The sequence below is a fragment of the Rouxiella badensis genome (genome assembly GCF_002093665.1).
Taxonomy (GTDB): Bacteria; Pseudomonadota; Gammaproteobacteria; order Enterobacterales; family Enterobacteriaceae; genus Rouxiella; species Rouxiella badensis.
Map to the genome: position 1 here is coordinate 99,536 of NZ_MRWE01000017.1, position 11,576 is coordinate 111,111.

Consider the following 11,576-nt stretch of genomic DNA (forward strand, 5'->3'; position numbering starts at 1 on the left):
TAATCGCCGGCAGGCGTACAAAGGTTGCAGGCCCGCAGGCCACCATCGCGCAACGGACGACAGGGGAAGAAATGAAGGCAAAACAACGGCGGAACTCAGGTAAGAGTACTCTGGCCGACGTCGCGAAAATGACCGGCGTCAGCACGATGACCGTGTCTCGTGTGCTTAGAGAACCGGAAAAAGTTTCCCCTCAGGTTCGTGAGAAAATAGAGGCCGCGATAAGCGAGCTGGGCTATGTGCCGAATCTGGCGGCGAGCAATCTGGCGTCATCCACCTCGCGGCTGGTCACCATGGTGGTACCTTCGATGAGTACGCCGGGCTGCGCCGAGTTTTCCGAGGCGCTGTATCAGGTATTAAAGCCCAAAGGCTATAACGTGATCCTGGCTGAGGATCACTACACGGCGGCCGACGAATCCAAACTTATCGAGATGATGCTGTCGTATAACCCGGCGGCGATGGTGATGTACGATTTCGACTGTAGCGAGGAGAGCAACAATCTGCTGCTCAAATCCACCATTCCGGTTGTGCAGGTCGGCGCCACCCTTGCTACACCGATAGGCATCAATATCGGCACCAACTACGGACTGGCCATCAAGCAGCTGATTAACGCACTGGCACTAAAGGGTTACAGGAACATTGCCCTGCTGTGCGCTGCGCATGAACACCACATAGTGCAGCAGATTCTGAGCGGCTGGCACTCGTCCATTCTGTCGTTGAACCAGTCCCCGCACCGGGTAGTCAGCTCCTCGCTGCCACCCACCGTGCAAACGGGCCAACGTCTGCTGCCCGATATTTTGCTCAACTGGCCCGAACTGGACCTGCTGATTTGCACCTCCGACGAGCTGGCAAGCGGGGCCATTGCCGCTTGCCACAAAAAAGGCATCTCGGTACCGGCACAGCTGGCCATTGCCGGTCTGGGCGACGGCGATATTGCGCAAATCTGTTCGCCCTCGCTGACCACCGTTGCCATCCCCTATCGGCCGATGGGCACCCAGACCGGCAAGCATATTCTTGCCGCGCTACAGGGTGATGACGTCGAAGAAAGCGTGATGCTGCCGTCAACGCTAATGCTCAGAGGCAGCACGGCGGTGCACTAAGGTCGATTATTTCCCGTGGTGCCTTTTATCGCCGCGCTCAGGCCGCACGCGCCGGGTATCCTCGCCTTGGTACAGCCAGTCGATAGCGGCTGGCAGAGGTCACCGCGGGATCCGTAATCTGCTGCTCGAAACTTGTGTGTCACCTCTCAAATCCGCATTCGAATCTACACAAAAATAAAACACTGTTTTATAAATTTAGAATTAGGTCAGGCTTCTCTTTGTGATTTTGCCACTTTCTCACGAAAGGTTGCCAAATCGCGAAGGTTAAAGCGCCTGACTCGCTCTACTTTCAATGCTAATCCGCCTGAGTTGTCCGGAAAACATCGTGACGCCCGATTTCGACCGCCTTGCGCGGCGCGCACGGCGTTCACGTTTAGCTGTCACGTTCAGGGAGTTTTACCATGACCTCTCGCAAGATTGGATTAGCCAATTACCTCGCCTACGGCGCAGGCGATTTTCTCGGCGCTGGCACCACGGCCCTCACCGCCGCCTGGTTGCTGTACTTTTACACCACCTTCTGCAGGCTGACGCCGATAGAAGCGACGTTCATTTTTGCTCTTGCCCGCGTGCTCGACGCCGTTATAAGCCCGCTGATGGGATTCCTGACCGACAACTTCGGCTCAACTCGCCTGGGCAAGCGCTTTGGTCGTCGTAAGTTCTTTATTCTGCTCGGGATTCCCTGCGTGTTTAGCTACAGCCTGATGTGGGTAGGAGAGATGAGCTATCTCTACTATCTGTTGACTTACCTACTGTTTGACATCGTCTACACCATGATTCTGGTGCCCTACGAGACGCTTGTGCCGGAGATGACCGACGATTTTAAGAAGAAGACCAAGTTCTCGGGCGCACGCATCGCGCTGGCGCAGCTGTCGGCGATTCTGGCCGCCTTCCTGCCGGGGGTGCTGCTTGGCATCTTCGGCAAAGATAATGCGGTGTCGTTCTTTTACGCCAGCCTGGTATTTTCCATTATCTGCGCGGTGGTCCTGACGCTGGTATGGTGCTTTACCTGGGAGCGTGCACCGGGAGATTTCTCCGAGGAGTCACGCCGGGCGCTGGAGGAGAAGCAAAGCCTGACGCTGGCGCAAAGCCTCAAACGACTCTTCGTCGAACTGGCCTCCACTTTCCGGATCCGTATTTTCCGCCAGCATCTGGGCATGTACCTCGGCGGGTACATTGCACAGGATATGTTTAACGCGGTGTTCACCTGGTACGTGGTGTTTGTCCTTATGCAGAGTGCACAGATTGCCTCGGACCTCATGGGCACCATGGCAATTTTGCAATTTATCGCGGTGATGGCGATGATTCCGCTGTGTATCCGCATCGGGCCTGCGCCGTCGTATCGTCTGGTGGTGGTGCTGTTTGCCGTTAGCGCGCTGTCTTATGCCGGGTTGTGGTATGCCGGAATGAGCGACAGCATGTCGCTGCTGTTGCTGATTTCGGCGTTAGCAGGGCTTGGCCGCGGTGGCATCAACTATGTGCCGTGGAATATTTACACCTACATCGCCGACGTTGACGAAGCGGTCACCGGCCAGCGCCGCGAGGGGATCTTTGCCGGTATCATGACCCTGACCCGTAAGGCATCGCAGGCAGGCGCAGTCATGTTGGTCGGTATTGTGCTGCATCTTTCCGGCTTCATCTCAGGTAAAGCGGTGCAGAGCGAAACGGTCACCCATACCATCCTGTTTATTCTGAGTGCGGGCACCGTCTGCACGCTGGCGGTGGGATTCATTATCTCGCTGCGTTTTAAACTCAATCTGCATACCCATCGAATCCTGCGCGAGGAGACGCTGAAAATGCGCCTTGCCGACAGTATCGTTCCCGAACAGACCACCCCACAGGCGCGAGCTACGGTCGAGGCACTGACCGGGATGCCCTATGAAAACCTGTGGGGGAACAACAACATCGGTTTCCTTAATCGTAATAGAACCCCTGCGTCAACGCTGAAGACTACACAGCACGGCATGGCGCCCCTGACTAACCCGGTAAAAAGATAGGACTCACTATGTCAGCACAGCAAACAAGCCCGGTATTCCCGGTAAAACACAGTGCCCTGCTCCGCCAGCCTGAATTCCTGCTGCCGCGAGAGGAGTTGAACCAGCTGATCGGCAAGCTCGGCGACAATCTGGTGAACATCTGCGATGAGCGTGGTGAATTCCTGCTGCGGCTCGACGATGGCCGCGTGATCGACACCAAAGGCTGGGCCGGATGGGAATGGACGCACGGTATCGGCCTGTACGGCATGTATCAGTACTATCAGCAAACCGGAGACAAGAAGACGCTGGCGATTATCGACGACTGGTTCGCGGCACGTCTGGCAGAAGGTACGCCGACTAAAAATGTCAATACCGTCTGCCCGCTGCTGACGCTCGCTTACCGGTATGAAGAAACGCGCAATGCGACGCTGCTGCCGGTGCTGGAACGCTGGGCTGACTGGGTGATGTATGAAATGCCGCGTACCCTCTGCAATGGTTTGCAGCACATCGTTTACAATAACGAGAACCACCAGCAGCTGTGGGACGACACGCTGATGATGAGCGTGCTGCCGCTGTTAAAAATTGGCAAGGTGCTGAATCGAGAGGATTATATCGAAGAGGCCAGCTACCAGTTTCTGCTCCACGTGCAGTACCTGATGGACAGAAAAAGCGGCCTGTGGTTCCACGGCTGGACCTTTGACGGCCAGCATAACTACGCGGAGGCGCGCTGGGCACGGGGTAACAGCTGGCTGACTATCGCCATCCCGGAGTTTATCGAGCTCATGGGGTGGCCGGAACAGCACGCGACGCGGCGGTTTCTGTTGCAGGTTCTGGAAACTCAGGTGAAAGCCCTGCAACAGTATCAGCATGAAAGCGGACTGTGGCACACGCTGATTGATGACAAAAACTCTTATCTTGAGGCTTCCGCCAGTGCCGGGTTCGCCTACGGCATCATGAAGGGAGTACGTAAGCGCTACCTGCCGCGCGAAATGCTGCCGATGGCCGAAAACGCGCTGCGTGCGGTGATACGCCATATCAATGGGCAAGGGGAACTGACTCAGGTTTCGTTTGGTACCGCGATGGGCAAGGATTTGGATTACTACCGGCAGATTCCTTTAACCTCAATGCCTTATGGACAGGCGATGGCGCTGCTTTGTTTGACCGAATATTTGAGGGGTTACCTGTAAAGCGGGCATAAAAAAGCCGTCTCACTCTGCGTGAGACGGCTGTATAGATTTTATCGCTTAAAGGCCCAGTGCGTTAAAATCCGACGCATCGTGGCGTTCAGCCAGTTGCTTATCCCCCCAGGTGCGGTTGACGATACGTCCACGCGCGACAGCAGGTCGTGCGGCAATTTCGTCAGTCCAGCGGATAAGGTGGGTGTAGGACTTGGCGTCGATGAATTCTGCCGCTTCATACAGCAGGCCTTTCACCAGCGCGCCATACCATGGCCAGATAGCGATATCGGCGATGGTGTATTCGTCACCGGCGATAAAGCGATGTTTAGCCAGCTGTTTGTCCAGCAGGTCGAGGTGACGCTTGGCTTCCATAGTGAAACGGTTGATAGCGTATTCGATTTTCACCGGCGCATAGTGATAAAAGTGACCAAAACCGCCACCCACGTAAGGCGCAGAACCCTGCAGCCAGAACAGCCAGTTCAACGCTTCGGTACGTGCCGCGAAGTCTTTTGGCAGGAAATAGCCAAACTTGTCGGCCAGATACAGCAAGATAGCACCGGATTCAAATACGCGGACAGGATCGGCACCGGAGACGTCCAGCAGCGCTGGGATCTTCGAGTTGGGATTCACATCCACAAAACCGGAGGAGAACTGATCGCCCTCGTTGATGCGGATCAGGTGCGCATCATATTCCGCCCCGCTCACGCCCAGCGCCAGCAGCTCTTCCAGCAGAATGGTCACCTTCTGGCCATTAGGTGTGCCAAGAGAATAAAGCTGAAGCGGATGCTTGCCGACCGGCAGCGTTTTCTCATGCGTCGCGCCTGCGATTGGGCGATTCAGCTTGCCCCATGCTCCCCCCAGTTCGTTGTCGAGAGTCCAGACCTTAGGGGGTTGGTAATTGTTGTCCATTGCACTACCTCAGTTTTATTGAATTTCTGTTTTAATCGTCGGGCTAGGTTTTAACAGATTGAAATTATTGCAGCCATTCAGTGTAGATCAGGCCGAGTAACGGCCGATACTCAGGCTGTGCTGTCCGCTAGAGAATGACGTCATAGTGCTGACGACTCACCTCACTGAATCCGCCGATCAGCGCCGCACGACAAACCTGACGATAGCGGGGATCGGTGACCAGCCTTTTCAGCGCAGATCGCAGCTGACAAAGCTGATTCTCGGTCGTTTCGGGACCGGTAATGAGCGGCAGGCCCGGCGTCAGGGGCGTTTCACCAATGATTTTTAGCTGCGCAAGCGCCTGCGGCTGATGCTTTTGCAGCAGCGCGTAGGTGACACAATCGATGGCGGCAATATCAGCGTCACCCTGCTGTAGCGCAAGCAGTGACTGACGATGACTGCCGCTGAAGATAACCTCGCTAAAGAACGGACCCTGACCTCCAAGCGGCGCGACCATTTTGCGCAGGGCGTTATAGCCCGACTGGGAATCTTTGCTGTTAGCCACCGCGATACGCTGGCGGAAATCAGGCAGTGAACCGCCCATGTCCTTTTGTCGCGTCAACAGAAAGCTGCGATAGCCTACGCCCTCGCAGCCTGCGGCAACGTAGTGAAAACAGCCGACCGGCTGAACGTTTTCGAGCCGCGTCACCAGCGGATAACCACAGGTTTGGCTTAGCAACAGGCGCGGCTGCTCCCAGTGCTGAATTAAATCTTCAGGCCAGTTTAGGTCGAGGTTGTCTGCATCAAATCCCTGCTCTGATAACAATGCGCGTAGCGCCGACCACAGTGCGGTAACATCAGGCTGATTGACAGCGTACATCGGTAATGAAACAGCGTTATTGGTGCTCATCGCTTACCTCATCCAGAGTAGCCCCCCCCGGATGAACGTTAACGTCAACGGAGCGGAATAGAAATCGACGCAGCCATTCCCTATATCCACCAATCAGGAATCCCTGATTGAGATGCAGATAACCCTCGCGATACTGCAAATATATTTTTCGCAGACCATACCAGGGAACGCCCGGAAGATTGTGGTGTACAGAGTGATAATTCAGATTAAGAAAAAGCACCCGCCAGATCAAGGCGGCTTCATTAATCGCCGATCTTGCCTGAGGATCTTCCGCCGCACGATGTTCCAGAAAGGATCGGATCTTGGTCAGGCTCAGCGCCGGATAACTCACGACAATCAGAAAATATAAGATTGAAAAATCAAGCCGATGCATCCATGAAAACACTGCCGCCAACAGTGCACCGTGCAGAAGCCACATGACGATGGCCTTGATATCAGCGGAGCGAAATGACAAAAGCATTGCTCCGACAGTTTGTAAAATATCGATAGCAGGTCCGAGAATAACGCGTCCGGGGAAAGTATTTCGAATACTGATTATCCTACGCTGCCAGGGGCTAAATCTTTGCCAGCGAGCCGGAGAGAAATAATAGGTCTCGGGATCCTCCTCCGGGCAGGTGAGATGCTGGTCGCGGTGATGCTGTAAATGCGAATCGCGATACAGGCCGAACGGATACCACACGGCGAGCGGCATCAGCCCGAGAAGCTGGTTAAAAAAGGGTGAGCGCGTGGGGTGTCCGTGGATGAGTTCATGCTGTAGCGACATATACCAGGTGGTAAACCAAATCAGCAGCAGCGTGGCGGGGAAAAGTCCCAGCGTCTGCCAATAGGCCAGCGTGGTGAACCATCCGCCATATATAATGACCACCAGACCCCAGGTCGGTAGCTCGCTGCGCCATAGCCATGAGCGTGAAAGTTGACCAATATATTCTCTCTGCTGTTGGTGCAAATAATTAGCACCCTTTTTACCACTCACCGTCTCTATTACCCGCACGTGAATCAAAAGCTAAAAATGCGGTTTTTACCCCCAACTCACAACGTATTTAAAACGCATTGCTTATGCGGGGGATAGATATCTCATAGAAGAGAAAAATCCTGTTTTTTGCCCTTTAGGTTACAAACGCTAAACTTCGCTCTATAGTTCGATGACAATAATAGAGTTTCAGGGGAAACAAATGAGATTAAACGGTATTTCCAAGGGATTTTTCATCCTGATTCTTTTCATCGTCACATGGGCGTTTCTGGATGTACTTCGGCCATACTACTCGTCGGTCTTATGGGCGGCTATTCTGGCTATTATTTTCCATCCGTTAAAAACCAAGTTTCGCGGATGGCTGGGGGATAAAAACGGGATTGCCGCGTTGCTTACCTTGTTGGTTATCTGCCTGATCGTATTCACACCGTTGGCTATTATCGCCTCATCACTGGCGATTGAATTTAACGTGGTGTACGACAAGCTACAGCACAATAATACGCAGTTGCCGACGATTATTGCTGACGTTATCCAACACCTGCCGGTCTGGGCGCAACATCAGCTGGCCGAATACAATCTCGACAGTGCGGCTGGCATTCAGCAGAAGCTTTCCGGCTTTGCGCTTAAGGGAAGTCAGTATCTGGCAGGTAGCGTCTTCCTCATCGGTAAAGGGACCTTTAGCTTTGTGGTTGGCTTCGGCATCATGCTTTACCTGCTGTTCTTCCTGCTGAAGGACGGCGCTTATCTGGTCAACCTGATCCTCGAAGCGCTGCCGCTGTCCAAACACGTTAAACACCACCTGTTTATGAAGTTCGCGGCGGTGTCTCGCGCTACCGTGAAAGGCACCGTCATCGTCGCTATTGTACAGGGTGCGCTGGGCGGCGTGGCGTTCTGGATTACCGGGATTGAGGGTGTGCTGCTGTGGGGCGCGCTGATGGCTTTCTTGTCCCTTATTCCAGCGGTAGGTTCAGCCATTATCTGGGTTCCGGCGGCCATTTACTTCTTTGCGTCGAACCAGCTGTGGCAGGGTATCTTCCTGGTGGTGTTCTTCGTGGTGATCATCGGCCTGGTGGATAACATTCTTCGTCCGCTGCTGGTCGGTAAAGATACCAAAATGCCTGACTATCTAATTCTTATTGCCACGCTGGGTGGCATGGAAGTCTACGGTATTAACGGTTTCGTGATTGGTCCATTGATCGCCGCGCTGTTTATCGCCTGCTGGAATATTCTTTCAGGTCGCGATAACAGGGAAAACATCGAAGAGATTGATGAAGACTTTATCGAAGACGGCAAGGCACCGCCTGAGAATTAATCGTTTTATGTTGTGATTAAAAGGGTGGCTTTGCCGCCCTTTTTTATTGCCTGTTAACGGCTGGCGGTCGGACACTGCGGCAAACGCGTTGGGTTGCCGGGAATACATTGATTCGGACCCTGCGGCTGTTCGCCAGGCTGACGCGGCTGGGTGGGTTGCGTAGGCTGCGTCGGCTGAGTGGGTTGGTTTGGCTGTCCCGGAAGAACGGGAAGCGGCAGCTGAGCACGAGGTTCCAGGTGTTTCGGCTGGCTCGCCAGGGTGCTCGCGGATAACGTCAGCAGTGACGACAACAGCAGCGTTGCCAATAGAGTTTTCATAACGCCTCAATAAGAAATTATCAGTAAAGCCTGAGAACCAGTATAGTTCCCCTGCGCTTTGCCCGACACTTGCCAGGTGCAATACCTTCCCTTTTTCGGAACGCGACCTAGGCTCTGCCTTCTAGATGAGTCATAAGCTGTTGCCCTCGAATTCGCGGCATCCCATTGAATGTCTATACTTATCTTATGGTTAATAACATCATTTGGGAGAAGTCATGACAGAGCATAAACAGAAATCACTGACCCGCGGTATTAATCACGTCGGGCTTACCGTCCCGGACCTTGAGCAGGCAACCACATTTCTGAAACAGGCTCTGGGCGCAAAGTTCGTTTATAACGGCCTGACGAGCGAGGATGAACCGAGGAAAGGGGCAGACACGGAGCGGCAGCTTGGCCTTTCTTCCGGTACCGTGGTCATAAAACAACGGCTTTTACGCATCGGTAACGGCGCTAATCTGGAGCTGTTCGAGATAGTCAGTGACAGCCAACAACGGCCCGTTGGTCTACAGGATATAGGCTGGAACCACCTTTCTTTTTACGTAGATGATATCGACCACACCCTGAAACAGGTTATAGCCGCAGGCGGGAAACCGCTGTCAGAGCCGCACGGAAACTCACGTCACGAAGACACTCAAGACAACGGCAGCGTCTACTTCACCACCCCTTGGGGCAGCCTGATAGAGCTTCAATCGATACCCAATGGCTACTACTATCCCGATGATAGCGAGGCCGAAACCTGGGTACATAAAATTTAATTCATCAATCCGTTTCGCCCTTCTCCACGCCGGCAAGAAGGGCTTTAATAATGAGAATGCTAATTAAAATCGAATATTTAATCATTCCATGTGAATTTATTGTCGAAACTGCCATTTTGTAAACCTTACCAAACCTGGCGCAATCCAATCTTTACACATCATCCGCATAAAATTCATGGCATTAACTGTGCAATTTATCATCACGTGTGTATACTACGCGCCGGATGTTGACAGACATCCTATGGAATTTTGATTACTTGCTCCACTTACCATGGCTCGCCATCCCGCGAGCTTTTTTTTTGCCTGTCATCCGCATCTGTCGCCCACTTTTTAGAGTTTTAGCCCTAAAATATGCAACTTGCTACGTTGCGTGGCTGAAATGAACATTTCTTCCTTAATATGTTGCATTCCCATCGAAGCATAAAAACGGCGAGCGCCTACGTTTTGTTCCAGGACTTGCAGCCAAAGAAGCGGCTGTCCGCGTGCCTTGGCCATCAATGCAACCTCTTCCACCATGATTCTGCCGTAGCCTTTTCCCGTTTCATCCGGCTCAATATATAGCTTGTTGAGCAGCGTTCCCGTCAACGCGGGGTCCGAAATAGGGCTCTGCCAGGTCAGCTTCGCGATGCCCACAGGGCGGTCGGTTTCAGCAATGAGCCAGCACACGTCAGAGTCCGTTAGACTCTTCTCAAGCACAGGCAGTGAATATTCATTCTCGAGAAACTCTGCCAGCTCCGATTTCGAATCCCAAAGATCTTCAAAGGGATAAGTCGAATAACCAAGTTGATTAATCAACGGGGCATCATTCAGCAGTGCGATACGTAAAGAGAGGGACATGGAAGAGTTCCGAGACAAAGAAGAAGTTCATCTCAGAATAAAACACAAACGGGAAACGTCAAGTCACTGCCTAATAAGCAGTTTTGAGCATTTCCCGTGAGAGAGTGGCAAATATTGCCGTCTATAACTTCAGACGCTTAATCATTACTTGCTGGCGTAGCCTTCGGTAGAGAGGGTCAGAGTGACATCATCGCCTACGTAAGGAACGTATTTGTCCACTTTGAAGTCTGAACGCTTGATATCAGCCGTGGCATCAAAGCCGATCGCCTGCTTCTTAACCATTGGATGCAAGCCCTGCTTGGTCAGCGTAGCGTGCAGAGTCACTGGCTTGGTGATGCCCTTGATGGTCAGATTACCTTCAACATCAAATTTATTGTCGCCTTTAGCGATAACTTTGGTGCTGTGGAATACGGCTGAAGGATATTTAGCAGTGTTGAAATAGTCTGGGCCCAGGAACTCTTTAGTCAGCGCAGGAACATGAGTATCGATCTGAGACACTGGCAGAGTCACGTCAACGCGTGATTTCTCAGGATGATCTTTATCGAATACTACCGTGCCCTTGGTGTTAGGGATATCAGCAGTCGGGTGAGAAAAACCAAAGTGATTCCAGGTTACGATAACAGAAGTATGGTCTGGGTCGAGAGAATAATGCATGGCCTCAGCCTGAGACAGAGGAGCATACAGGCTAGCTGCAGCTAACAGTGGAAGTGCCATCTTTTTGAAATTCATCACACGGATATCCTTTTAATAAATCGAACAACAGTAATAAGAGTGTGGTTCATTAAGACAAATTGGCATAACGAAAAGTTTTGTCTTTACCCTTCAAATTAATTGAGCAATACCCGTGAGTGATTATCACGCTGACACTTTATACTAATAAGAATATCCGTCATTAAATTACGTCGCTTTTATAGCAGGGCGAAAGAGAAAAATGGCTGGAATAAATACCAATTTGCACTACTGTTCATTTATCAGGATGGTTAGCAGGCGAAGCTGCTGGTAGGATCTATAGTTATTCCTATTAGCTATAATGACGAATATCTAAACAAAATGATGGATGGAAAGAACCCCATGGATTGGGAATGCAAAGTCACCGTGCGCCAGAGTCCACTAAGACGCATACTGCGATCGCGCGGCCTGATGGTCGTTGGCGCCCTCTTCACTCTGGTGCTACTGACTCACGGTACGCTTAATTTACTTTGCTGGCTGAGCTGCCACGTGGTCTTTAAGGCTTAACGTATCCCGTTGTCATACAATACCTTTAAATTAATTTAAAAAACTCCCACCTCAGTTTGCTTTGTTTTAAAATAACGAAGCAGACTAGTAATCACATTTATTT

General features: G+C 52.1%; 12 protein-coding genes. 6 read left to right on the top strand and 6 right to left on the bottom strand.

Features of this window, described 5'->3' with window-relative positions:
• The first annotated feature begins 71 nt into the window (after positions 1-71).
• From BS640_RS11920 to bglB, 3 genes are all read left to right on the top strand, one after another.
• Positions 72-1,097, top strand: a complete 1,026-nt coding sequence (locus BS640_RS11920) for a LacI family DNA-binding transcriptional regulator (RefSeq protein ID WP_017492089.1) — start codon at positions 72-74, stop codon at positions 1,095-1,097.
• 401 nt (positions 1,098-1,498) lie between these two features.
• Complete coding sequence (locus tag BS640_RS11925; RefSeq protein WP_017492090.1) at positions 1,499-3,091, top strand: MFS transporter; 1,593 nt, start codon at positions 1,499-1,501, stop codon at positions 3,089-3,091.
• Between the two features lie 8 nt (positions 3,092-3,099).
• A complete protein-coding gene (bglB, locus tag BS640_RS11930; protein WP_017492091.1) occupies positions 3,100-4,257 on the top strand; it encodes a beta-galactosidase BglB in 1,158 nt (385 codons plus the stop codon).
• A 57-nt stretch (positions 4,258-4,314) separates the two neighbouring features.
• Here the strand turns inward: bglB and yghU are convergent, their stop codons facing one another.
• The 3 genes from yghU to BS640_RS11945 all read right to left on the bottom strand — a co-directional run bounded on the left by yghU (position 4,315) and on the right by BS640_RS11945 (position 7,028).
• A complete protein-coding gene (yghU, locus tag BS640_RS11935) occupies positions 4,315-5,157 on the bottom strand; it encodes a glutathione-dependent disulfide-bond oxidoreductase (protein ID WP_017492092.1) in 843 nt (280 codons plus the stop codon).
• A 127-nt stretch (positions 5,158-5,284) separates the two neighbouring features.
• Entirely contained in the window at positions 5,285-6,046 is a 762-nt protein-coding gene (locus tag BS640_RS11940) for a phosphate/phosphite/phosphonate ABC transporter substrate-binding protein (RefSeq protein WP_017492093.1), read from the bottom strand.
• A complete protein-coding gene (locus BS640_RS11945) occupies positions 6,033-7,028 on the bottom strand; it encodes a fatty acid desaturase (protein ID WP_206600928.1) in 996 nt (331 codons plus the stop codon). Before BS640_RS11945 ends, BS640_RS11940 begins: the two co-directional genes overlap by 14 nt.
• A 190-nt stretch (positions 7,029-7,218) precedes the next feature.
• On the opposite strand from BS640_RS11945, the gene BS640_RS11950 reads away from it, so the two are divergent.
• Positions 7,219-8,328 carry an AI-2E family transporter gene (locus tag BS640_RS11950; protein WP_084912632.1) on the top strand — a complete coding sequence of 370 codons (1,110 nt, stop codon included), beginning with the start codon at positions 7,219-7,221 and terminating at the stop codon, positions 8,326-8,328.
• Between the two features lie 53 nt (positions 8,329-8,381).
• Here BS640_RS11950 and BS640_RS11955 read toward each other — a convergent pair whose 3' ends face one another.
• On the bottom strand, positions 8,382-8,645 hold the full coding sequence (locus BS640_RS11955; RefSeq protein ID WP_084912633.1) for a hypothetical protein: 264 nt from the start codon (positions 8,643-8,645) through the stop codon (positions 8,382-8,384).
• A gap of 215 nt (positions 8,646-8,860) precedes the next feature.
• Between BS640_RS11955 and BS640_RS11960 the strand changes: the two genes are divergently transcribed.
• Entirely contained in the window at positions 8,861-9,400 is a 540-nt protein-coding gene (locus BS640_RS11960; RefSeq protein ID WP_084912634.1) for a VOC family protein, read from the top strand.
• A 330-nt stretch (positions 9,401-9,730) separates the two neighbouring features.
• Here the strand turns inward: BS640_RS11960 and BS640_RS11965 are convergent, their stop codons facing one another.
• Together BS640_RS11965 and BS640_RS11970 are read right to left on the bottom strand one after the other, a co-directional pair.
• Entirely contained in the window at positions 9,731-10,237 is a 507-nt protein-coding gene (locus BS640_RS11965; protein WP_017492099.1) for a GNAT family N-acetyltransferase, read from the bottom strand.
• A 144-nt stretch (positions 10,238-10,381) separates the two neighbouring features.
• Complete coding sequence (locus tag BS640_RS11970; RefSeq protein WP_017492100.1) at positions 10,382-10,966, bottom strand: YceI family protein; 585 nt, start codon at positions 10,964-10,966, stop codon at positions 10,382-10,384.
• Positions 10,967-11,308: 342 nt separating this feature from the next.
• On the opposite strand from BS640_RS11970, the gene BS640_RS22070 reads away from it, so the two are divergent.
• Positions 11,309-11,473, top strand: a complete 165-nt coding sequence (locus tag BS640_RS22070; protein WP_158086752.1) for a hypothetical protein — start codon at positions 11,309-11,311, stop codon at positions 11,471-11,473.
• Positions 11,474-11,576 lie beyond the last annotated feature (103 nt).

What these genes read in the sequence shown, in the direction of transcription:
- BS640_RS11920 (WP_017492089.1), top strand. Translation starts at nt 72, where the DNA reads ATGAAGGCAAAACAACGGCGGAACTCAGGTAAGAGTACTCTGGCCGAC.
- BS640_RS11925 (WP_017492090.1), top strand. Translation starts at nt 1,499, where the DNA reads ATGACCTCTCGCAAGATTGGATTAGCCAATTACCTCGCCTACGGCGCA.
- bglB (WP_017492091.1), top strand. Translation starts at nt 3,100, where the DNA reads ATGTCAGCACAGCAAACAAGCCCGGTATTCCCGGTAAAACACAGTGCC.
- yghU (WP_017492092.1), bottom strand. Translation starts at nt 5,157, where the DNA reads ATGGACAACAATTACCAACCCCCTAAGGTCTGGACTCTCGACAACGAA.
- BS640_RS11940 (WP_017492093.1), bottom strand. Translation starts at nt 6,046, where the DNA reads ATGAGCACCAATAACGCTGTTTCATTACCGATGTACGCTGTCAATCAG.
- BS640_RS11950 (WP_084912632.1), top strand. Translation starts at nt 7,219, where the DNA reads ATGAGATTAAACGGTATTTCCAAGGGATTTTTCATCCTGATTCTTTTC.
- BS640_RS11955 (WP_084912633.1), bottom strand. Translation starts at nt 8,645, where the DNA reads ATGAAAACTCTATTGGCAACGCTGCTGTTGTCGTCACTGCTGACGTTA.
- BS640_RS11960 (WP_084912634.1), top strand. Translation starts at nt 8,861, where the DNA reads ATGACAGAGCATAAACAGAAATCACTGACCCGCGGTATTAATCACGTC.
- BS640_RS11965 (WP_017492099.1), bottom strand. Translation starts at nt 10,237, where the DNA reads ATGTCCCTCTCTTTACGTATCGCACTGCTGAATGATGCCCCGTTGATT.
- BS640_RS11970 (WP_017492100.1), bottom strand. Translation starts at nt 10,966, where the DNA reads ATGAATTTCAAAAAGATGGCACTTCCACTGTTAGCTGCAGCTAGCCTG.
- BS640_RS22070 (WP_158086752.1), top strand. Translation starts at nt 11,309, where the DNA reads ATGGATTGGGAATGCAAAGTCACCGTGCGCCAGAGTCCACTAAGACGC.